Genomic DNA, 21,382 nt, shown 5'->3' with positions numbered 1-21,382 from the left:
GCCACCTCGTGCACGACGTCGTTCACGCCGTTGACGTAGTAGATGTCGTTGCCAGCAAAGCCGCTGAGAGTATCAGCACCGGCACCGCTGTAGAGCGTATTGACGAGCTCGTTGCCGCCGAGGCTGATACCGAGAGTTCCGGCCCTGGCGACCAGGATCTCGACGGCTTCACCTGCCCCCAGGGTGAAGTTGCTGCTGGCGTAGATCTTGTCGGTTCCGCCACCTGCCACCTCGTGCACGACGTCGTTCACGCCGTTGACGTAGTAGATGTCGTTGCCAGCAAAACCGCTGAGAGTATCGGCACCGGCACCACTGTAGAGCGTGTTGACGAGCTCGTTGCCCCCAATGCCGATGCCGCGCGTGCCGGCCTTGGCCACGAGGGTCTCGACGGCTTCACCGGCCCCCAGGGTGAAATTGCCGCTCGCGTAGATCTTGTCGGTTCCGCCACCGGCCACCTCGTGGACGACATCGCCCAGCTGATCGACGTAGTAGATGTCGTTTCCCGACCCTCCGGAGAGGGCATCCGCACCGCCAAGACCGTCGAGGACGTCGTTGCCCGCGCCTGCCCGGATAATGTTGGCCCGGCCATCGCCCGTCACGGATTCCGGCGCGACATCGTTGATCGCGATCGTGAAGGTTTTCGTGAGGGTGAATTCCCCATCCCTAACGGACACCGTGATGTCGTGGCTCGACTCCTGCTCGAAATCGATCAGCGTCCGGTCGGCGATGACGATCTTCCCCGTATTGTCGATAGCGAAGCGGCCGCCGGCATCGTTCACCAGGGAATAGGTCAGGATGGCCGTATCGGCGTCGACACCGACGACGCTTCCGACGACGGAGCTATTGACCCGGTTCTCGTCGGATGAAAGCGGCCCGCCGACGATGTCGGTCGGTTTATCGTTGATGGCGATGACAGGGGCGGTCGGGTCCGACGTGAGCCGTTCGGGAACGCCGAGACCATCGATGAAACTCGCGACGACGCGCAGCGCCTGGCCCGCCTGGAGGTCGCCGGGCGTGAAGGTCGCGCCGGTTGCGCCGGGGATGTCGCGCCAGTCGGTCCCGTCGAAGGACTGCCATGTCAGCACCAGGGTGCCCGGCCTGATCCCATTGAGATCGTTAAGGCTCAGAACCGCCGCGGTGAGGACCTGTTTCTCGGTGGGCGTCGCATCGTTGATCGTCACCGCCCCGGTCGCGATGGCGTTGGTCCCGCTGATCGTGATGGTCTGATCGGCGAATTGCAGCCGCTCAATGTTGCGGATCGTATCGGTGCCATCCGTACCGACGTTGTCGGTCACGGTGCGGCGTCCGCCGCCATCGGGTCCGCTGATCGTGTAATCCGCGACATCGCCCGAGAAGACGGCGGTGTCGACGTCGTTGACGCCCACGCCTGTGGTGACGATCTCGCGGACGATGCCGAGCTGACCGGGATTGATCGCCCCGGACAACATCTGCGCCTTGATCTCGTTCAGGCTGTCCACCGAGCGAATGACGGCGCCGCTGCCGTCCTTGTTCGCATGAACCGCGATCCGGACGTTGAGCCAGGCATCGCCGTCGATGAAATCGCTGCCGAGATTGCCGCGGATCAGGTCGCTGCCCGCGCCGCCGAGAAGGATCTCGCCGCCCGTGCTGCCGATACCGGCCCCTCCGCTCGGGTCGAAGACCACAGCGTTCGGCAGGCCCGGCGCCACGTCGAGAAGTCCGCGCAGGCCGGTGATCCTGTCGACGCCCGCCTGGGTGAGCACGTTGACGAAATTCTCACCGATCACGAGCTTGGAAGCACCGGTCAGGGTGTCGTTGAACTTCCATCCCGACAGGCCTTCGACGGAATCGAAGCGGTCTCGCAGGATGATGTTCTCCCGGTTGTCGAAGACGCGGATGCCGAGATCGGAATCCGCCGCGTTCGGATCGCCCTTGTGGATTGACCAGTCGAACCCCTCCATACCGTTATTGCGCTGGATGCCCGGCCCTTCGACCATGATGTCGTCGCCGTTCTCGCCATCGTAATCCGTATCGTTCCCCTGACCGTTCAGGACGTCGTGGCCCACGATGGTGCTGTTGAAGAAGAGCTGGGAGTTCTCCCCCGAGAGCCCGTCGAAGCCCTCGCCGCCCTCGATCCAGTCGTCGCCTTCGTTGCCCATCAACGCATCGGGGGCGCTGCCGCCGAGAATGAAATCGTTGCCCAGCCCGGCAAACACCTCCTTGGTGTCGGTGGTGCCCATGATGAAATCCTGACCGGCATCACCGAACAGCAGATCGAGGCCCGTGCCGCCGTTGATGACGTCGTTGCCGAGGTTGCCCCGCAGCACGTCGTCACCGAATGGATCCTCGATGATATCGTCGCCATCGCCGCCGAAGACGTTGTCGGATTCCATGCCGGCATTGAGGTAATCGTCGCCGCCGTCGCCCCAGAGGGTGTCGATGCCCTTGTCGCCGTAGAGCTTGTCGTTGCCCTCGGTGCCTCCGAGGACGAAATGCTCGCCGCCGCTCACCTTGAGCGTGCCGCCGACGTCATGCACCTTACCGTCGACGGTGATCGTGGCGCCGGTGTAACTGCGCACGACTTTAGGGTCGATCGCCTGCTGCGAGGCCCTGTCCCAGGTCGGATCCAGGCCATCCTGAGCGATGCCGCGGTCGAGTTCGAGGATGTGGTCCGGAGTGGTGAAGAGCGAGCCGTTGAGGTGAGTAGAGTAGAGCCCGCCCAAATCGGTGTTGCGCATCACCAGATCGGTGAAGGTGTTCGGCTCCAGATTGTTGAGCAGGTTCAGTCCCTGCGTGCGGCTCAGGTAGTAGAGCCGGTCGCCGTTCTGCAGATGCTCCATCTGGTATTCGAAGACGAAGTTGAAGGTCGAGCCCAGCATGCCGCCGAACTCGTTCAGCTCCTCGGCCAGGCCGCCAATCCAGAGATCGACCGTGTTGAGACCGCCGAGGTTGCCGCCTGCATAGTCGCCGGTCGCGTTCAGGAAATCGAGTCGATCGCCCGCGACGCCGCTACCATTCTCGTCCACCCCCAGGACCAGTTCCATGGCCGCAACGCGCTTGGCATCGACCGTCGTCGCGCCGGTGATGGTCGCATGGGTCCCGTAGGCGGCGATGAAGTTGATGATCGAGGTGGGATTCTTGATGTGCTGTGCGAAGTCTGCCCAGCTCGTATAAGGTTTGAGATCGGGGTCGCCGAAATCAGTATAGAGCTGCTTGCGGGTCTCGTTGAGCGAAGGCACACCGGTGTCGCGGGCGCGGGCGATATTCAGCGCCGCCAGATCGAGCGGAAGGCCGAGCAGGTTGCTGCGCACGTCCTGGACGATGAACTCGTCCATCTCGTTTCCCACGTCGCGGGTCAGGCCCCGGATGATGGCACCGTTCGTCGCGGCGAGATCGTGGGCCGTACCGACATACATCTGCGGATTGAGGAACGCTTCGATCAACGTTGCCTGGGCGTCGTCGCCGTTGACGGGGGCTAGGTCGTTATCGAGCCGGTCCACCGTACCGGTGAGCATCGAATGGCCGAAGCGGTAGACCACATGCGCGAACTCGGCCACGATCGATGGGTCGATGTCGGCGCTGTTGGTGAAGACGAACGGATCGACGTTCGGCTGAACGCGGCGCGCAAATTCCTCGAAGACGAGATGCTGGTACTGCATTTCGGTAACGAAGCGCGCGGCTTGGAAGAGGCGTTCACCGTCCCATTCGAGTCCTGAGGCGGATGCAGGGATCTGCGTGATGTCCTTCGTCAGCCATTCGTTGATGAAATCGATGTCGCCGGTGGCGAGAATCGTGGCCTTGTTCTCCTCGACCAGACGGTTGTGCTCCGAATGGAAGACGGAATGCACCGCGGTGAGGGCGACGTTCTCGTTGCCGCGCCCGTCGCCGGTCACAAAATGCGCGTCGAGCATTTCGTTGTCGTAGGTCAGCGGATTCCGGTCGTCGGCCACGAGATCGGCCGCATCGATCCTGCCGTCGAAATTGAGGTCCTTCAGATCGTCGAGATCGATGCCACCGCTCTGGTTCGCATCCCGGATGACGCCCGCTCCGGCAGCGAGGTCGGCCGCGTTGCTGACGCCGTCGCCATTGAAATCGAGGCGGTCGTCATCGGCGACCTGTTGCAGCTTCGGAGTTCCCGGATTGTGGTCGTGATCGACGAAGACCGGCTCGGCGTGATGCGCGATGTCGTTGAGGAAGGCGTGGTTGGTGCCGATGGACCCCGCCGTGGTGATGCCCGCGGCGGTTCCTTCCTTGAACCAGGGGGTGTCGTGCGTGGCGTCCGGCGCCATGACCAGCTGAGCGTAGCCGTTCTCGCCGGGAATGAAGCGACCATACTGGTCGGTCTTGAGGAGCGGCACGTTGTGGACGTCGAAATCGCCGAGCCGGATGCCCAGCATCTCGAGCGCCTGGGCCTTGACCTCGGCCCAGTTCCCGATTGCGCCGTCGAGGGATCCGTTGCTCGCCTTGCCGTCGAGGAGGCGCCCGGTCGAGACCGCGTGGCCGAGCGTATTCTTCTCGTATTCGCGCAGGAAGACCTGATGAGACGCATGTGACGTATAGGTCTGGTTCTGGTCGACGAACGATGTCGTCGTGTTCTCATGCTGCGGAACGCCGTTCGCATCGAGCGTCACGGTCGCCCGCGTCAGCGCCATGAAGTTGGTCGGGCTGCCCGGTACGTAAAGCGGGTCGTCGGGCTGCAGCGGAATATAGACCGTACCGTTATTGCCCTTGGTGACGAGATCCAGCCCATGGTCGAAGAACTGGCCGAAGAAAGTCATCCAGGAATTGAAGCCCGGGGACAGACCGATATCGGGTGACTGGTTCGGGATCTGGGCGATGTCAGCGTTGGTGACGACCAGCTGGTTGCCCGTCGGTGTCTCCCCGGGGCGGATCGGAACCTTTCCGGGATGATCCGCCTCGAAGGCCGCGAGCGAGAGGGGATTGTTGAACCAGGCGTCGAGGGCCGCCGGGTTGTCGACGGTCATGTTGACGATGAGATTGGAGATGATGCGAGGATCCGCGTCGGCGACGCTGCCGGAGATCCCATAATCTGTGTTGGTGATCGTAGGGGCGCCCGATCCAGGAGGACCGAGAGGCATCGTGTCCCCGTCGCCGTCATTCATGAAGACCGGGTCCAGCAGGCGCGGGAACGGATTGTCGCCGGCACCGTATTCGGGCTGTAGGAGGTTGTTGTCCTGACCATCGACCGTGCGCAGGCCGTAGGGCGTCAAGGCGGCATCGGCGTCAGACAGGCCGACATAGACAGACTGAATCGCAGCCGTCATCGTCTTGCCGTCGGCATGCGCCTCCGCGATCTTGATCTGCTTGAGTATGAAGCTGAGATCATCTTGATTGACAATGAAACTCGTAGTCATTGCTCCCTCCCCTGATCGAAAGTATTCGATTTTTACGCTATGATATTTGAACTTTGAGTCTTTCAACCGCACGACGTTTTTAAGTATTACGCCCTATGCATCTTCAATATATTCAAGAGATATAAGTCCAATACTTATAAGCGCAGATGAATCGCTCAGTCCAAGAGCCACCAGCGCAACAAGTGAAAATAAATATAGAAATCGCGGCAATCAAATGCCTATGCCAGTATTACTTCATGCTTTAGGGTGATAATCTAGCGCATATTTCGGCATATAGTCCGAAATAGATGGTCGACAGAGCATTTTGCCTAGTGCCGACCATGCCGAAGGGGCGGCAACAGCTCGCCCTCCGGGAGAGTAATGCTGGCGATTTCCCTGCACGAGCCAGCCACCAACGCGGCCATGCTTGTGGTGCGATCGGTTGTTAATACCGAATTGATCTAACGGCTGAGCCCGCACGCGAGCATCATCGTCGAGGCACCGAAGGAATCCGTCACCGAACACTGCATGAGGGCCGACGCCGCGAGGGTAACCAAAGATGGACAGGGCAATAGGCGACTGGCAGCCGATCGACACAGCCAAACCCAAGACATGCAAAGATTTTCTTGTTTCCTGCCCAAATGGATTGGTTACCTTGGCGTGGCTGGCAGACGATGGATGGAACGACTCCACTGTGCCGGACAACCTCGATCCACGGCTGGATCCTCAGCCAACACATTGGATGCCGTTGCCTCAACCGTTTCAGACCGGAGACCCCCCGCCTCGTCTACGCCGGAAAAGGGAGAAGGATGGAGGAAGGTGAGAAATCGAAGATCCATCCTTGGTGCTCATTATGGCAACAACATTTGTCGACTGTATTGGCCTGCTGTTTTCGAATTTATTATAATTCAAAAAAGACGAGTAAATTACAGCGAATGCAGAATGTATCTTAATTCAAGATTTAAGGATGTTTTGGATGACATGCTAAATCAATAAAAATCATTCTCTACATCGCATAGTAATATATTTAAATAAACGTGCTACCGGCGAATTTGATTATACTCAAAGTATTTCTGCGTGATTCGGCGGCAGGAAAGACTGTATGACTAGTGCGCGGAAGGGTGAGCGCCTTCTGCCGTCAGCACTGGTTTATGAAACAGCTTGCCCTGGCTATCATCATTCTTAAAAGTGACACCGAACGTCTGTTTGTGGGTAGCCGACCTACTTCCGTTCACGGCACGATCCGGATCCAAAGTTCTCACTCCCGCAGCGTCCGCTATCGAGGTGCTGCCAGCGTCGGCTGGACAGCGGCAATATGCGCAAAGCTGTCGATTCGCGGCCCTCGTTCGAACGTCCGTTTCTTAGATCTCGTCGCTTCAACCCGGACCGTCGCAAACCCACCCAACCCGGACGTTGGCCCCTACCTCAACAGTCTGGGAGCGGACCTTCCGAGGGTCGGCAAGGGGTCGATTGCAGCCCTACGCGCGTCCCCGTCACTGTCACCGCAACCGCTCAATAAGAACTTCGGACACGGCTCAGACAACGCCGTCGTCGCTGCTGAGCCTGCGATGAGCTAGTTAAAGCGGGCAAGTGATACCGCTGTAATCGCCGTAAAACCGCTGATAGGGTCGAGGAATGAAATTCAGCTTCGACGTACGCGGATACCTATACCACAACGGGCTGAGCGATATTCGCACGGCCTATGAAAGAACTATGGAAGCGATGGACAAGCTATGCGAGGAGGCCGACCAGCGAAAGGCGAACATCAGCAAATTGATTCAATCAGGGGAGATGGAAAATCATACGTACGATGACGATGGAGTGTCTCATCCTACTGCCCTGGAGATCGCAGAATTTCTGATTGAAGAAGCAGAATCAACGGCGAACATCGCTAGGTCAGCCTACGTTCTTATATTTTATCACTATTGGGAAAAAAATTGCGCCCATTGGATGGGAAAGACTGAAAAGTACGATGCTAAGAAAGCGTACCATTATTTAGCCGGTGATAATGTCCCGTTCAGTGAGGTTGAGCTTGAACGGATGAGAAAACTTGCGAATTTTATCAAACATGACAAGAGTGAATGTCGCGCCGACCATCCAACATTTTTTCAACCTCCTCCGAGGACGCACCCCGGCTCGCGCGTTATCCACTCGGACGATCTGTGGCTGACTTCGCATCACATGGACGATTTGTTCGAGACGCTGAGGACGTCTGGATATCCAGCGCCGTAACGATCATCAGCCCCTTATTGCTAGGGGCCAGCCGTTAGTCAGATTGCAAGTGGCCGAGATGCTTATATGCATGACGTTGTTCTTGTGTGTGATCTCCCGAGTGTCGAATTAAGCTTTGTTTTTAGCTCGATTAACGCCGCTGGTAGTCTGCCATCATCACAGCCAGATCATAAGTCCTCAATACGCGGCGCGGTTTCTCTTCTTCAGAATCCGGTGAGGTTCCGCCGACGATCGAACGTAGACGTTTGGTAAATTCACGAACGTCCAGAAAATAGTTTGGGTAGGCCGCTCGAAGGTTCTTTACCCGGTCAACCTCAACTAAAACCGCATCAATCCCCGCCCCCCGACGCTCTGCCTTAGCGAGGTCATCTCGGCCATAAGAAGGGTTCGAATAGCCTCGCACGTTTGCGACGTTCTGCGCCCGGTCGAATTCGATCAGGTAGGCGCTGGCGTTCTTGCTGAGATTGATATCGTAGGTACGGAACGCCTTATTGGCCACGCTGAGACGGTCCACGGCATTCAGCTTCTCGTTTAGGCTCGCGATCTCCTCATGGCGGTCCTTGTCTGACGTCAGCACCTGTGGGACAGATTGAGGGTCTTCACGAACGGCGGATGGCTGGTTCATCGTAGCCCCTAAGGAGCGAAGATGAAGCAGACATCCGGACCGGCCAAGAAGCCGGCAGAAGCGGTGATCAAGGACATTCGTCGGGCCACACGTCGGCAGTTCTCCTCCGAGGAGAAGATCCGCGTGGTGCTGGAAGGCTTGCGTGGCGAGGACAGCATCGCCGAGTTGTGCCGACGTGAGGGGATTGCCGCCTCGATGTACTACGGCTGGTCCAAGGAGTTCCTGGAGGCTGGCAAGAAGCGCCTGTCCGGCGACACGGCGCGTGCGGCAACGACGGACGAGGTGCGGGATCTGCGCCGCGAGACGGGGGCGCTGAAGGAGGTCGTAGCTGATCTCGTCCTGGAGAACCGTCTGCTTAAAAAAAGCATGAGCGGGGCTGGGGGCGACGAAGCATGAGGTACCCGGCCCCCGAGAAGCTGGAGATCATCCGGCTCGTCGAGCAATCCCACCTGCCGGTACGTACCACCCTGGACAAGCTCGGCATCACGCGCTCGACGTTCTACCGGTGGTACGACGCCTACCAGCGCGGCGGCCCCGAGGCGTTGAATGACCATCCCTCGCGGCCGAGCCGGGTCTGGAACCGCCTGCCTGCGGAGATCCGCGAGCAGATCGTTGCCCTGGCTCTGGAGCAGCCTGAACTCAGTCCGCGTGAGCTGGGGGTGCGCTTCACAGACGAGCGTCGCTACTTCGTCTCGGAAGCGACCGTCTACCGGTTGCTCAAGTCTCAGGACCTGATTACCAGCCCGGCCTATATCGTCATCAAGGCCGCCGACGAGTTCCGCGATAAGACCACCGCGCCCAACCAGCTTTGGCAGACGGACTTCACCTACCTGAAGGTCGTTGGCTGGGGCTGGTACTACCTGTCGACGGTGCTGGACGACTTCTCACGCTACATCGTGGCCTGGAAGCTGTGCACGACGATGCAGGCCAGCGACGTCACCGCCACGCTCGACCTGGCGCTGGGTGCGGCTGGGCTCGATCAGGCGCGGGTGATGCATCGGCCACGCCTGCTCTCCGACAATGGGCCGAGCTACGTCGCCAGCGACCTGGCTGACTGGCTCGGCAGCCGGGGCATGACTCACATCCGCGGTGCGCCATGCCATCCTCAAACGCAGGGCAAGATCGAGCGTTGGCATCAGACCCTCAAGAACCGCATCCTGCTCGAACACGCCTACTTGCCCGGCGAACTGGAGACGCAGGTTGCCGACTTCGTCGAACACTACAACCATGCCCGAGCCCATGAGAGCCTGAGCAACCTCACGCCTGCTGACGTCTACTTCGGACGCGGCGAAGGGATCCTGGCCGAGCGGGAACGCATCAAGCGCCAGACCCTCATGGATCGCCGCTTGCGCCACCACGCGCAGGCCGCCTAACCTCTTACCCCAGATGGACCAGAGCCTCCGCTCCTGAAATTCGCAGAATGTCCCAAATCATCTGACGACGGACAGTCGAGCGGCAGGAGCGTGTGGCGACGAAAGGCGACCACGACCGCCTCATCTTCAGGTGAAAGCACCGTCGAACGCGGATCCTTCGGACCCGTGCGCTGGTCGGCGACCGAGGTCCGCTGCCTCCACTTGGCGACGGTCTTCTGGTTGATCCCGTAGCGTTTCGAGAGAGCCCTCAGGCTCGCTTGACTATGCTGGATCGCTCGACGAACCGCCTCAGTCGTCGTGGCGCTGCCGTGAAGAACCTGGCCCATAGCGCGTCCTTCCACTCCAACGTGAAGATTGCACCATCAAACCCTGGGATCAAACAGCTAGCGAAGCTAGAAGGCATGGGCGTCGATTCGATCGCCGACTTGCGCGACCTCGAGCCGCGTCCCGTCCGCAAGGCGATGACGGTGGTCGGAGGCCTCATCATCCATGAGCTGAGCGGTGTGTGCTGCCTTCCGCTCGAACTGTTACCGGCTCAACGGAAGGGTTGTGTCCTTACGCGGCCGTTCTCCAGCCGGATCGAGGACGGCGCAACGATGGAGCAGGTGGTGTCAGCTGACGCGACCCGATTGGATGAGAAGTTGCGCCGAGGTGGGCTCGGCACGACCCACGTCTCGGTTTTCTACCACACGTCTGAACATGACTGCGGGGACCCGACGCGCTCCGTCTCGACGACGGTTACGTTACCTGAGGCGACGAACGGCACACTGGCGGCTGATCAAGGCGGCGCGTGAGGGCGTCGCTTGGATCTGGTGTGAGGCGCTAGGCGACCTGCCATGGCGCTACAGCAAGGCCGGCGTCATCACGACCGACCTCCAGCTGCTCGATGAGACCCAACGACCCTGATCGGACCGCTCGACCGCAAGCGCAACGCTCCATTGATGGCCGCGATGGACGAGTGCAATCGGCGCTTCGGACGCGGCGCTGTTGTTCGCGCGCGGGCCGGCCTGGAGGAGTAGCGGACTTGGTCGACTAAGTTCGAGATGCGGAGCGCACGCTACACAACACAGGTATCGGAACTGCCGACGGCCCATGCGTGAGAAGAGGCGATCATACCTTTGACGCACACCCCTTTTATCCCATGTCCTTCCGGCGGCAGAGCGCCAAGCGCGTCACACGGGCCGAGGCGGTGGAGATGGCGAAGGTGACCGTAAGGGCGCTGACGGCTGAGTTTGGGGAGCGTGGACCTCACTGAGGCTCTCCGTCGAAGTGGCAGATAATCCCGACTTCTCGGCTTCCATGGTATTCAAAGCCTCAGCGACGTTGTCGGCGTCCTCTCTGGACAGGCCCACCTGACGAACGCCCTGTACCAGCGTCGCATCTTTCGTTTCCCGGTCGATAACTGACCAGCCACCGGGCTCATATTGCACTTCGTGGAAATAATCTGAATTATCTTTCATGACAGCCTCCTTAACGAGGCGCTAGGTAGGTAGGGAAACCTGCCTGTCAATACCTACGAGTCTGGCGTCCGCTTGCGCTCGCTGCGCTTGAGTTCAGCTAAGGGCGATGTGACCATTCTTCATACGAGATGCGCGAACTGAGTTCCGAGCTCTGAAGCTTCTGCCTGAATTTCATGCTCATTTGCAGCGACCTGACCGGAAAGGCGAGCAACAAGCATCGGCAAACGCCAAGCCATGACATCCTGCCTGCTGATCATGCTCAACTGGCAATACTGCCGAATATAAAATTCTGCCAAAGCTTTACGAATAATTCTGTCTATCGCTTTTCTTAGCCTGCGAGTCTCGCCGACGCGTCCGCATCGGATGATGAGGTCGGTACGGGCGACATCTGCCGCCGGATGACCAGATGTTGACTTCTCCCAGTCTATGACGACCAAGCCCTCGGATGTGTAGAGAACGTTCTCCGGATGGAGATCCCCATGACAAAGCCTGTTACCATCCGGTAAGCGGTCGAGAACCGCGAGCGTTGTCTGTTTCAACCAGGACGGCACCCGAGCTCTGGATACCTGAATACGGATCGCGTCTTGTTGGTCCGGAAGCGGCGGGTTTTCAATTTTATGAATGCTATACTGAATGACGGCAAGTTTTCGTAACGCGCCTAACATTCCGAGCGGGTTACTTTTAAAATGTTCTAGGACTGTTTTGCCGTAAATATGTTCAAATATAACACCACTTCGTCCATCTTGCTCAATTATGCCCAAAGGAGCCGGGACACGCAGGCCATGGGAACGGGCAAAAGATGTCGCAACGAACTCTTTTTTCGCCAGCTGCTTGCCCCATTTTGCTTTGTAGAGTTTGAGTACTCGTCCGGACCTGTCTGCAAAAACTTCTGCACTGCGCCCTTCGCCCACGTGATGAGCTTGCTCAAAAGCGTTTTCTGGCGTCGCCGACATGTCGATCCATCTCTATGCCCCGCTCAGTGCCAAGCTAGGAGTTAGGATCAACGATAGTGAGTTGGCAATCCATTCGCGATTACGAAGATTTCCGACATAAGCTTGATGTGCTTAGGCGCACACAACTCACCGAATACCTGCGGGGGCGGGAACCGCGCGGGTAGGGTCTGTTCGGGGCGAAATACACGCTCATGCCTGTTAGACGGCAGCGGAATTGCCCCGACAGTGCTCCTAAAACGCGGGAAAGCCTTCATGGCCGTGACGGCAGTCGGGCTTGAGGAGAAGGATAGAGCCACCAAGGGGAGTCGCGCCCCTGGTTCAGGTTTCTTAGGCTTGTGATCTAACCGTTAAACTACGCCAGTAGCCGGATGAAACGGTGACCGGATGTCTCGTGGCAAGGCTGCAAACGAAAAACCCGCCGCGGCGTCAGCCGGGTGGGTTAATGTCTGCGAGGCTTATGAGCCGGCTTTCTCAGAGTGGAGATCAGAGCCCGCCGTTGCCCCCACCGCCGCCGCCAGCGCTACCGTTTGGCACGGCACGCGAAGGCTGATTGGCATTGCCGCCCGCGGCCGAGTCGCTCGTAGCCGTTTCGGCACCAGTCGCCCCACGCGAAACTGTCACGTCGCGGTCATTGCCGGTTGTGTTCGGCTGGTTTTCGATGACCGTTCCTGACCCGCTTGGCTGGCTTGGGGCAACACCCTGAGCGAGAGCAGGACCAGCGAGCAGAATCGTAGCGGTAACAAGGATCAATTTACTCATGGATGTATCCAAATTGAGGCAGCAGTGTTTCGCTTGAGCTAAATAAGTACTGAGATCCCAATAAGGTTTCAGCTTGGCTGGTGCCGTTGCAACCGATCCGTTACAAAAAACCGCTCTGGTTCTCACTGGGCGGGTCATATCGTGCTCTGAGGACGACAAACAGGCGCGGTAGCGCGTCGGACTAATTGGGACGGAGGAGCGCGCTTAGCATGCGCGTCGCGTCCGTGCGTCCGGTTCTCGGTGGCCTGCTCTCGTTCGATTGCAGCCAGCAAGCTTGTGTACTGCTTCGCCTCATCCCGCATGGTCCGCACGCACTCGGCGATGCTGTTGATGTCCACGGTCTGCCGCCGGGCGAAGTCGCGCATCTCCTCCATCACGCCGGTGACCTCGCGCTGCACCTGTTGGAACGGCGCCGGCACATCGGCCGGCGTTGCGGGCACCGGCGGCGGAAGGTGCTCCTTGTCGCCCCGCACGCGGGTCACCATCCAACCGATTGGCGGGCGATGGTGGTATCCAGAAAATCCAGTCATCCCATTACCCGTCGACCCTTTCCAGCTTGTCGAGAACCGCACCAAGCCGGCTCTTGCGGGAAACGCCGTCCAGGACGGCAATGTAGACCGACAGGGCCTCGAACCCTGCAAGCGTGCCGAAGACGGGAATGTTGAGGCGGGAGAATGCGCGACGGTGAAAACGTCATAGGTCAGCGCGAACGTGAATTGCACCACGATGAAGCAGCCCACCGCCGCGCCGAAGGCTCGGGAGCAGGCCCCCTTCGGACCCACCATCTGGTTGTTGATGAAGCCGTTGAGGAACATGACCAGCATGCTCGGCTAAGAGACTACTGTGGGCTCGTCAGTGGCTTCGCTGCCGGCGAAGGCACCGGAATAGCCGGCGGGATCATTAAGGAAGCGGCCGGCGCCGGCACGACGGGTGGAACGTCCAGCGGCACCGATGCCGTGAGCGGCGCGCTGACCGGCTTCGCGTCGGTGCTACGGGCCTTCGGCGCCCCCTTGGTGCAGGGCGTCAGGAACTGGTCCCGCTCGGCAGTCGGGGGGCAGCTACTTGTTCTTAATCTACAGCATGATCGCCTCGGCGCAGCCCTTCCGTTCGCCGGCGCTCAAGCGGTGGAGGAACGTCGAGCCGGTAGAGCCGCCCACGCCGATGTTGAAGGCGATGGAGATCAGGACTTCCCGCTCGTGTTCGGCCACCGAGACCTTGATGGCGGACAGGATCGGCAGCGCGTGCGAGGCGAGGTCACCGAGGAAAAACGCGTCGGCATGGGCCTGGTGGTGACCTGTCCGAGCTTGACGCCCTTGGTGTGGCCGTAGCCGGTCGTCGACACACCGACTCCGTCGAGCTAGGCTTCCAGCTGCACGCCTTCCCGCGATTTAAGCGCGGCAATGCCCAGCTGCGTCATGATGGCGGACGCGCCCATGCGTCGTCTCCCGAATAGTGAATACAAAATTATCTTCCTACGATCGGCTTTCCGGACCGGGGGCGGATTTTGGAATGCAGCACTTCGACAACGAGCACTTGCCGGAGCCGGAAGAACATTTTGCTGAAGGATTTGCGCCGGACGCGATCCTGACTTGTCTCGTTGCCGTGGAAGCAGTCGGGCTTGTTCTTATGGCCCTTGGCGCCGTGCATCCCGGCCGCTGGCTGCTGGCTTGAGCATGTGCGGCGACCGGCCGGTTTTGCGGTGATAAGCTGCCCGGATGGATCAGCTTCTACGACTGACGATCATCTTAAGCCGGTGGACGCGACGGCGTTGGACGAAGACCGAGGCGATTGTTGCGCTGGCCGTGATCGCTATTGCCTTGGCGATCGCGCTCATCGAATGGGCCGGCTACTGGCCAGAAGCTTTAACCGCTACGAAGGTGCGGCGAGCGCCTATGCGACTATAAATATTACGCTGAAACAGGGCACGAGCGTCCCCAAAACTTCAGGTATTGCCTGCAGTCCAGCGCCCTTTGCACAGAAATGCATAGATGGCGGATGCTGATCGGCGGCAACGGGTGAAGACGACGGTGTCCTCTCTGATTCGCGGCTCATGTAATTCGAGATCCCGCTGCCAACGGGCGGCACAGTCATCGCCTCTGTGTGGCCCGCTCGGGGGGGGACGCGATTTACTGCGGTGAGTTTGTCAAAGGAAGAGTGCTGGGGCTAGGCCGCCGGAGCGAAGGAGCACGCCCAAAGGTCCATGCTCTTGGTCGTGCCGCCGAGATACGCGAGAGCCTTCGCGTCGTCGCCAAAGCAGAGGCGGGACACGAGGGCGGTGGTGGCGCAGGTTGCGGTGATGGTGATGAGGTAGAAGTCCGTCGAAACCTTCTCGATGGAGCCGGCGAGGTTAGTAAAGACGCCGCCCGTGTTCGTGGACAGGGTGACGGTGCCGGCAATCAGATCGAACAGGACGCGCGCCGTACCCACCGGATTGGTGCTTCAGGCGAACAAATCCGGCCGACGAAGCCGCAGTGCGAAGAGAAGCACCAGGGTTTTCATGTCGGTGATCTCGCCCCGATCGCTCATGACGGCGAGGGTGGCCAGGGGCATCTCGTGAACAGTGATGCTTTCATGTTCCTCGGCCAACCCACCGCCGGGGCCGGAGCGGTCGGCGGCGCTATAGGCACCTAGAAACAGGTCCATCTGTTCGGTAGAAATCCCGGGCATTGACCACCCAGTTGTTAGGCGTTCGAGGGTGCCGAGGCGGACGCCGGTCTCCTCGAAGGCCTCGCGGCGCGCGCCGTCCTCGGGCTCAGATTCGTCGAGGAGTCCAGCGGGGATCTCAAGAAGCGACAGGGTACCGGCAGCAAAGAAGGTGGGTGGCCGGAACTGCTCGACCAGAAGCGCCACGCGGCGCTCGGGATCATAGGGCAGAACCCCCACCGCGCGGCCGTGATCCTCGATCTCGCGGGTCAGGCGCGTGCCGTCCGGCATCGTGACTTCTGCCACGAGAAAGCGGCTCCAGCCATCGTGTAGGATGCGGGTGCCACGGATCACCGGCGCCATATAGTCGTTCCCGTCTTCCGGCCACGGGCGGTCACGCGGCCTTCTTCGGGATCACCTAACCGCGAGTTGCCGCATCATTGAGGCGAAGACACTGCGGAATGAACCCGTTTTCAGGTGCCGCCCTTCTCAATGGTGAAGCTGAAGACGCCGTCGTCGCGGCCCTGACCGACGAGACGATCGCCCTCTTCGGTGACGAGATGGGGGATGTCAATCACCGAGACCGGATCGGTGCAGAGGATGGTCAGCTGCGCCCCCGGTTCCAGGCCGCGCATGGCCCTGCGGGTGCGCAACACCGGCAGGGGGCATTTCAGGCCGCTGAGATCGAGGACGAGTGGCGCGTCGGTCATATCTGCCCAACGATACGACAAGCCCCGCCCGAGGCTGGTGCCTCGGGCGGGGCTTGAGCCGAAGACGAGGCTTCGTGGATGATGTCAGTAGCCGTAGGCAGGATAGCCGTAGGCCGGGGCGTAGCCATAGGCGGGCGCGTAGCCATAGGCCGGGGCATACCCATAGGCTGGTGCGTAGCCGCGGTCGTAATAGCCGTAGCGGGGAGCCTGGCTCGCCGCGATGGCGCCGCCGATGATGCCCAGAGCGGCACCCGCCGCGAGGGCTCCACCGATGCCGGGGCCACGGCGATAGCCGCCACCATAATAGCCGCGACGGTAGCCGTAGCCGCCGCCGTAGTAGCGGCCATAGCGAACGGTCTCCACGGCAGAGCCGCCAGCGACCTGTGCCGACGTCAGAGCGGGCATCGGGGCGGCTTGTGCGCCGGAGAGAGGAGCTGCCGCCAGACCGACGGCGGTCGAACCGGCAAGGACCAGGGACATGATGCGCGACATGCGGGCGATCTCCTAATTCGAGTGTACCTGCACCGTTAAAACACCATCTTTGATGAACCGTTCCGGAACAGACGAGGCACTATCGGCCGAACGTGTGCCCCGGCACAATTGTCGTTTCAAGAAGACATGGGTTTATAGTCAATAGCCTCTCTTCAGAAGACGCATTCCGTGAAGGCCGGATCGACGGAGCGCCGCCATGGACCCTCGTAATCCGCCAACCTATCCTCAGCCCGCGAATGACCACTGGCGACGATGGCTTCGAGGGGCTGGAGGAAATGAGTTTCATCGCGTCCCTGGGCATCACGGCGCCCGCGCGCTTCAAGACCCTTGCGGGCGATTGCCAGGGCTTCCGCTGCCACAGTGCCCAGACTGCGTCCGGCGATCGGTGTTGCGAGGCCGAGACGTGGCACGATGGCGCGGAGGCATTCGCGCTCTGCGGTACTCCAAGCCTTGGCAATGTCCCAGGCCGCCGCGAGCCCGGCATCGTCGTAGAGTAGCCCGACCCAGAACGCCGCCTGCGCGACGATCATGTCCGCGCCGCCCACATCTGAGCCGCGCATCTCGATGTAGCGCTTGAGCCTGACCTCGGGGAAAGCCGTGGAGGCATGGTTCGCCCAGTCCGACATCGTAGCCCTCTCGCCGGGAAGCGCCGCGAGCCGCCCATCCATGAGATCGCGGAACGAGGCGCCGCTGACGTCGTGATAGGTCTCCCCGCGCTTGACGAAATACATCGGCATGTCGAGCAGCCAGTCGGTATACGCTTCATACCCGAAGCCAGCCTCGAAGGCGCGGGGCAGCATGCCAGTCCTGTCGCCATCGGTATCGCGCCAGATCTCGGAGCGGCGCGAGAGGAAGCCGTTGGGGCGCCCGTCGGTGAAGGGGGAGTTCGCGAAGAGCGCCGTCGCCACTGGTTGCAGCGCCAGGGCGACCCGCATCTTGGCCGCCATGTCCGCTTCTGAGGAGAAGTCGAGATTCACCTGCACCGTGGCGGTACGCAGCATCATGTCGAGGCCGAGGGAGCCGACCTTGGGCATGTAGCCGGCCATGATCTTGTACCGGCTCTTGGGCATGACCGGCGTTCCCTCGCGGGTCCATTTCGGACTCATGCCGAGATCGAGGAAACCGATTCCGAGTGGGTCTGCCGCACGCGCGGTCGCCTCCAGATGGCTGCGCAATTCACGCTCGGTGGCATGGACATCAGCTAGCGGCGCGCCGGACAATTCGAACTGCCCGCCAGGTTCGAGCGAAATCGCTCCTCCGTCATTTCCAGCGAGGCCGATCAGGTTGCCGGCATCCTCGATCGCCTCCCAGCCGGTTTCGCGCGCAACGCCTTCGAGGAGCGCGCGGATTCCAGTCTCGCCCGCGTAGGGAACGGGTGCGTTGCCGTTCCGGTAGAACGGAACCTTCTCGTGCTCCGTGCCGACGGCGAAGCTCTCGGGCGGTTTTTCGCCCTCGGCGAACCACGCGATCAGTTCGTCCCGCTTTGTCAGCGGTGTCGTGTCGGACGTATCGCGCGCCATGCGCTGCCTCGTGATGAAGGTCGTGTGTGGTGAGAGGCAGGCCGGACCGCAGCGGAGGAGCCCCTTTGGAGATGGCGACTCCTTAGTCCAGCCGCGAGCCATGAACAACGCGGCGTGGTGGGGGGCTCATCAGCGTGTGTCTCCCAGCACAGACTGCACCAAGGTGAGAGCCACCACGGCCGCTGTATCCGCCCGTAGTATCCGAGGTCCGAGGGATAGCGCGACCGTGTTGGGCCGCGCAGCGATCATTTCCCTCTCCTCTGCCGAGAACCCACCCTCAGGCCCGATCAGAACCGCCAGGGGCGGCGGCATCGCCGGGTCGGCGGCGCCACGCAGGGCCGCGACAGGATCGGCCACCGCGGCCTCCTCGTCGCAGAAGACGAGGAGGCGTTCGGGCGCGAGTTCCGCGAGCGCTACGGGGAGCCGGACCGCATCGGGAAGATCGGGAATCGCCAGGATGCCGCATTGCTCGGCCGCTTCGATGGCGTTGGCGCGCAGGCGATCGAGATTGATCCGCTCGCCTTGCGTGTAACGGGTGAAGACCGGCCGGATGGTGCCGGCTCCCATCTCCACGGCCTTCTGCGCCAGATAGTCGAGCCGGGCGGTCTTCAGTGGCGCGAAGAGGTAATGCAGGTCGGCACGTTCGGGTTGAGGGCGTACCTGCTCGACAACGATCAGTTCTGCGCTCTTGCGCCCGCTCTGAGCGATGCGGGTGCGCCATTCGCCGTCGCGGCCGTTGAAGACGAGGACGGGATCGTCCGGGCCACGACGCAGGACGTTCAGCAGGTAGTTCGCCTGGGCGCGTTCCAGGGGAAGGACAGTGCCTTCACCAAGGTCGCATTCGACGAAAAGGCGTGGGGCGGTAAAGTCGTATGCTGCCATGGCTCAGCGTGGTCGCCCGCGTTCGCAGGCCTGTCAACGCCGGCGTCCGATTGCGAGTGATGCGCCGGGGCAACAGCGCTGGATTTTGTCGAGTTTCCCCAAACGCAAACCTTACCGGCCATTTACGTCTTGAAAGACGCCACATTCCTATGGCGAGACGTCAACGAGGTTCGGCAATCGCTCCGGCAGCCACGGCAAGGCACCGGTGTAGATTGGGGGAGAGGGAAATCCAACTCATGTCATCGAAGATCATCGCGGCCGTCGCCGGAGCTGCATTCGGCTCCGTTCTCATCGCTGGTCCCGCCTTCGCGCAGAACGCGGAATGCGGTGAGATCCAGAAGACGCTCCAGTCGCGCAAGGATCTCGTGGCCAAGGCGAATGCCGCCTCGAACTCCAAAAAGAAGATGACCCCGGCCGAAGCCTGCGCGCTGTTCGGCAAGCTGCAGACCAACGGCAACGAAGGCGTGAAGTGGATCGCCGCCAACAAGGAATGGTGCTCCATTCCCGATTCCTTCGCCGAAGGCTTCAAGGCCGACCATCTGAAGGTCGCCGGCATCCGCACCAAGATCTGCGGCGTCGCCGCCCAGGCCGCGAAGATGGAAGCCCAGGCGCGGGCGCAGGCCCAGAACGGCGGCGGCGGTAGCGGTGGTGGCATGCTCGGCGGGCCAGGCCTGACGGGCAGCTTGAAGATGCCGCAGGGCGCGCTCTAGGCCTTGGCTGCCATTTCGGTCCACGGTCACGCCCCCCCATGGCGGGCGTGACCTCGCCAGACGGCGCAGACGGGAAGGTCGCGGATGCTGTCGTCGGCCACTGGGTCGATCGTCTCGCCCCGCGCGGCCTCCGTCCCTATCTCCGCCTCGCCCGCATCGACCGGCCGATCGGCTGGTGGCTACTGCTCCTGCCGTGCTGGTGGTCGGCCGCCCTGGCGGCGCTCGCCGGTCACAAGCCGTTTCCGGACCCGGCGCATCTGCTCCTGTTCCTGATCGGCGCCATCGCCATGCGAGGGGCGGGCTCGACCTACAACGACATCGCCGACCGTGATCTCGACGCGCAGGTGGAGCGCACGCGCTCTCGCCCCCTCCCCTCCGGGCAGGTGAAGACGCGGTCCGCCGCCATCTTCCTCGTGATGCAGGCGCTGGTCGGTCTGGCCGTGCTACTACAATTCAACGCTACCGCCATCTGGGTCGGCATGGCGTCGCTCCTGCCAGTGGCGATTTATCCGTTCATGAAACGGGTGATGTCGATGCCCCAGGCGGTGCTCGGCCTCGCCTTCTCGTGGGGAGCGCTGATGGGCTGGGTCGCCGCCTTCGGCAGTCTCGGTGCGCCGGCCTTGGCTCTCTATGTCGGCGCGTTTGCGTGGATCGTCGGCTACGATACGATCTATGCGGTTCAAGACATCGAGGATGACGAGATCGCCGGCATCCGCTCGTCGGCCCGTCTGTTCGGCCGTGGTCTGAAGCCCGCCATCGGCCTGTGCTACGCGGTCTCGGCCGCCGCCATTGCCACAGCTGCGGCACTGGCTGGTGCGGGCCCTGTCGGGTTTCTCGGCGTTGCCTTGTTTGCCGCCCATCTCGGATGGCAGGTTTTCCGTCTGAAACCCGGTGACGGGCGCGGGGCATTGCTGCTCTTCCGCTCTAACCGCGATGCCGGGTTGATACTTTTCGCTGGCCTGTCGGCCGATGCCCTGTGGCAGGCCCTCTTCTGAGGCCGGTCCGGCCTCAGGACAGTGCGCCTCCGACGATCTCGCTCTCACCGCGATAGATCAGGGGACGCACCGGCAGCACGCCGGTCTTACGACGGACGAGGAAGCGCGGGCGGCGGCTATTGAGCAGGCCGTGACGACGGCGGGTGCGGGTCGTTCCGAGAGCGACACGGCCGAGCTGGCGCGACACGGTTGCTAGGGTGCCGTCTTCCCGCACGATCATCCGCGGCAGGCCGGTCCGGGCCGAGCAATCACGCCAGATCGCGACCACATCGTCATCGCCATAAGGTCCGAGACGCCCCAGCGTGGCGCCGGTCTCGTCCACGAGCAGAAGGGCGAAGCGATCCTCGTCGCAGGCATCGGAATCCTCGGATGCGAAGGCCAGGGCGACACCGACGGCCACGGTACCACCGGCGACGCGGCCGGTGATCGGCAGAACCGAAGTAGTGAACGCCACGGAGCTCAGCGCGACGCCATCCTGCAGGCAGTGATCGGTGGCGATGCCGACGTTTGTCTCGGTTGGATTCATGTTTGAGAAAGTGTTCATTGGTCCGACGCCCTGTTGGTGTGATCGGCCTCTATCGGGCCGTCTCTTATGACAAGCAGATTTGCGTCTAACCTCCTCAAACCGCCTTAATAGCCACAGTTAAGCGATCGTGGACGGCGGGGAAGCGATTGGGATGCTCAACACTTCCTTG

General features: G+C 61.3%; 18 protein-coding genes and 2 pseudogenes. 6 read left to right on the top strand and 14 right to left on the bottom strand.

All coding sequences use genetic code 11. The features are described from left to right. The coding region (locus RQI43_RS19000) for a peroxidase family protein (protein ID WP_311276231.1) at positions 1-5,354 on the bottom strand (5,354 nt) is incomplete at its 3' end. 1,614 nt (positions 5,355-6,968) lie between these two features. Here RQI43_RS19000 and RQI43_RS18995 point away from each other — a divergent pair. Next, the gene (locus RQI43_RS18995) at positions 6,969-7,565 is read left to right on the top strand and encodes a hypothetical protein (RefSeq protein ID WP_311276230.1); all 597 of its coding nucleotides are present in this window, start codon (positions 6,969-6,971) and stop codon (positions 7,563-7,565) included. Positions 7,566-7,695: 130 nt separating this feature from the next. Here the strand turns inward: RQI43_RS18995 and RQI43_RS18990 are convergent, their stop codons facing one another. Next, the gene (locus RQI43_RS18990) at positions 7,696-8,190 is read right to left on the bottom strand and encodes a hypothetical protein (protein ID WP_311276229.1); all 495 of its coding nucleotides are present in this window, start codon (positions 8,188-8,190) and stop codon (positions 7,696-7,698) included. A gap of 21 nt (positions 8,191-8,211) precedes the next feature. Between RQI43_RS18990 and RQI43_RS18985 the strand changes: the two genes are divergently transcribed. Continuing rightward, positions 8,212-9,563, top strand: a protein-coding gene (locus tag RQI43_RS18985) for an IS3 family transposase (protein WP_311276228.1) whose coding sequence is annotated in 2 segments (ribosomal slippage) — positions 8,212-8,548 and positions 8,548-9,563 — 1,353 coding nt in all. Because the reading frame shifts where the segments join, the coding sequence is not laid out codon by codon here. Between the two features lie 74 nt (positions 9,564-9,637). On the opposite strand, the pseudogene RQI43_RS18980 reads toward RQI43_RS18985, so the two are convergent. Continuing rightward, positions 9,638-9,889, bottom strand: a pseudogene (locus RQI43_RS18980) (IS481 family transposase); the annotation flags it as partial. Between the two features lie 45 nt (positions 9,890-9,934). Between RQI43_RS18980 and RQI43_RS18975 the strand changes: the two are divergent. After that, positions 9,935-10,663, top strand: a pseudogene (locus RQI43_RS18975) (DUF4113 domain-containing protein); the annotation flags it as partial. A 479-nt stretch (positions 10,664-11,142) separates the two neighbouring features. Here RQI43_RS18975 and RQI43_RS18970 read toward each other — a convergent pair. From RQI43_RS18970 to RQI43_RS24585, 4 genes are all read right to left on the bottom strand, one after another. Next, a complete protein-coding gene (locus RQI43_RS18970) occupies positions 11,143-11,976 on the bottom strand; it encodes a phosphotransferase (RefSeq protein WP_311276227.1) in 834 nt (277 codons plus the stop codon). Positions 11,977-12,459: 483 nt separating this feature from the next. Beyond that, a complete protein-coding gene (locus RQI43_RS18965; RefSeq protein ID WP_311276226.1) occupies positions 12,460-12,735 on the bottom strand; it encodes a hypothetical protein in 276 nt (91 codons plus the stop codon). 134 nt (positions 12,736-12,869) lie between these two features. Beyond that, positions 12,870-13,220, bottom strand: a complete 351-nt coding sequence (locus RQI43_RS18960) for a hypothetical protein (protein WP_056428888.1) — start codon at positions 13,218-13,220, stop codon at positions 12,870-12,872. Positions 13,221-13,808: 588 nt separating this feature from the next. Beyond that, positions 13,809-13,967 carry a glycoside hydrolase family protein gene (locus RQI43_RS24585; RefSeq protein ID WP_405030662.1) on the bottom strand — a complete coding sequence of 53 codons (159 nt, stop codon included), beginning with the start codon at positions 13,965-13,967 and terminating at the stop codon, positions 13,809-13,811. A 277-nt stretch (positions 13,968-14,244) separates the two neighbouring features. Between RQI43_RS24585 and RQI43_RS18950 the strand changes: the two genes are divergently transcribed. Further along, complete coding sequence (locus RQI43_RS18950) at positions 14,245-14,406, top strand: hypothetical protein (RefSeq protein ID WP_207412557.1); 162 nt, start codon at positions 14,245-14,247, stop codon at positions 14,404-14,406. Positions 14,407-14,898: 492 nt separating this feature from the next. Here RQI43_RS18950 and RQI43_RS18945 read toward each other — a convergent pair whose 3' ends face one another. The 6 genes from RQI43_RS18945 to RQI43_RS18920 form a co-directional block, all read right to left on the bottom strand. Beyond that, complete coding sequence (locus RQI43_RS18945; RefSeq protein WP_311276224.1) at positions 14,899-15,162, bottom strand: hypothetical protein; 264 nt, start codon at positions 15,160-15,162, stop codon at positions 14,899-14,901. 12 nt (positions 15,163-15,174) lie between these two features. Further along, positions 15,175-15,741 carry an NUDIX hydrolase gene (locus RQI43_RS18940; RefSeq protein WP_311276223.1) on the bottom strand — a complete coding sequence of 189 codons (567 nt, stop codon included), beginning with the start codon at positions 15,739-15,741 and terminating at the stop codon, positions 15,175-15,177. 110 nt (positions 15,742-15,851) lie between these two features. Further along, the gene (locus RQI43_RS18935; protein WP_056428876.1) at positions 15,852-16,088 is read right to left on the bottom strand and encodes a sulfurtransferase TusA family protein; all 237 of its coding nucleotides are present in this window, start codon (positions 16,086-16,088) and stop codon (positions 15,852-15,854) included. A gap of 84 nt (positions 16,089-16,172) precedes the next feature. Further along, on the bottom strand, positions 16,173-16,580 hold the full coding sequence (locus tag RQI43_RS18930; protein ID WP_056428874.1) for a hypothetical protein: 408 nt from the start codon (positions 16,578-16,580) through the stop codon (positions 16,173-16,175). A 152-nt stretch (positions 16,581-16,732) separates the two neighbouring features. Next, a complete protein-coding gene (locus RQI43_RS18925) occupies positions 16,733-18,100 on the bottom strand; it encodes a glutamate--cysteine ligase (RefSeq protein ID WP_311276222.1) in 1,368 nt (455 codons plus the stop codon). 129 nt (positions 18,101-18,229) lie between these two features. Beyond that, positions 18,230-18,982, bottom strand: coding sequence for a 16S rRNA (uracil(1498)-N(3))-methyltransferase (locus RQI43_RS18920; protein WP_311276221.1), 753 nt, complete (start codon positions 18,980-18,982; stop codon positions 18,230-18,232). Between the two features lie 236 nt (positions 18,983-19,218). On the opposite strand from RQI43_RS18920, the gene RQI43_RS18915 reads away from it, so the two are divergent. Together RQI43_RS18915 and ubiA are read left to right on the top strand one after the other, a co-directional pair. After that, positions 19,219-19,692, top strand: a complete 474-nt coding sequence (locus tag RQI43_RS18915) for a hypothetical protein (protein WP_056428862.1) — start codon at positions 19,219-19,221, stop codon at positions 19,690-19,692. A gap of 38 nt (positions 19,693-19,730) precedes the next feature. Beyond that, positions 19,731-20,687, top strand: a complete 957-nt coding sequence (ubiA, locus tag RQI43_RS18910) for a 4-hydroxybenzoate octaprenyltransferase (RefSeq protein ID WP_311276220.1) — start codon at positions 19,731-19,733, stop codon at positions 20,685-20,687. A gap of 13 nt (positions 20,688-20,700) precedes the next feature. Here ubiA and RQI43_RS18905 read toward each other — a convergent pair whose 3' ends face one another. Next, on the bottom strand, positions 20,701-21,213 hold the full coding sequence (locus tag RQI43_RS18905) for a DUF6101 family protein (RefSeq protein ID WP_311276219.1): 513 nt from the start codon (positions 21,211-21,213) through the stop codon (positions 20,701-20,703). Positions 21,214-21,382: the final 169 nt, after the last annotated feature.

The sequence above is a fragment of the Methylobacterium sp. WCS2018Hpa-22 genome (assembly GCF_031843785.1).
Lineage (GTDB): Bacteria > Pseudomonadota > Alphaproteobacteria > Rhizobiales > Beijerinckiaceae > Methylobacterium.
This window is presented reverse-complemented; position numbering and strand designations above follow the sequence as displayed.

Bases quoted from the DNA above. Each gene is read 5' to 3' on its own strand.
- RQI43_RS18925 (WP_311276222.1), bottom strand. From the start codon at position 18,100: ATGGCGCGCGATACGTCCGACACGACACCGCTGACAAAGCGGGACGAA.
- RQI43_RS18990 (WP_311276229.1), bottom strand. From the start codon at position 8,190: ATGAACCAGCCATCCGCCGTTCGTGAAGACCCTCAATCTGTCCCACAG.
- RQI43_RS18915 (WP_056428862.1), top strand. From the start codon at position 19,219: ATGTCATCGAAGATCATCGCGGCCGTCGCCGGAGCTGCATTCGGCTCC.
- RQI43_RS18930 (WP_056428874.1), bottom strand. From the start codon at position 16,580: ATGTCGCGCATCATGTCCCTGGTCCTTGCCGGTTCGACCGCCGTCGGT.
- ubiA (WP_311276220.1), top strand. From the start codon at position 19,731: ATGGCGGGCGTGACCTCGCCAGACGGCGCAGACGGGAAGGTCGCGGAT.
- RQI43_RS18995 (WP_311276230.1), top strand. From the start codon at position 6,969: ATGAAATTCAGCTTCGACGTACGCGGATACCTATACCACAACGGGCTG.
- RQI43_RS18935 (WP_056428876.1), bottom strand. From the start codon at position 16,088: ATGACCGACGCGCCACTCGTCCTCGATCTCAGCGGCCTGAAATGCCCC.
- RQI43_RS18950 (WP_207412557.1), top strand. From the start codon at position 14,245: ATGCAGCACTTCGACAACGAGCACTTGCCGGAGCCGGAAGAACATTTT.
- RQI43_RS18965 (WP_311276226.1), bottom strand. From the start codon at position 12,735: ATGAGTAAATTGATCCTTGTTACCGCTACGATTCTGCTCGCTGGTCCT.
- RQI43_RS18940 (WP_311276223.1), bottom strand. From the start codon at position 15,741: ATGGCGCCGGTGATCCGTGGCACCCGCATCCTACACGATGGCTGGAGC.
- RQI43_RS18905 (WP_311276219.1), bottom strand. From the start codon at position 21,213: ATGAATCCAACCGAGACAAACGTCGGCATCGCCACCGATCACTGCCTG.
- RQI43_RS18970 (WP_311276227.1), bottom strand. From the start codon at position 11,976: ATGTCGGCGACGCCAGAAAACGCTTTTGAGCAAGCTCATCACGTGGGC.
- RQI43_RS18960 (WP_056428888.1), bottom strand. From the start codon at position 13,220: ATGGTGACCCGCGTGCGGGGCGACAAGGAGCACCTTCCGCCGCCGGTG.
- RQI43_RS18920 (WP_311276221.1), bottom strand. From the start codon at position 18,982: ATGGCAGCATACGACTTTACCGCCCCACGCCTTTTCGTCGAATGCGAC.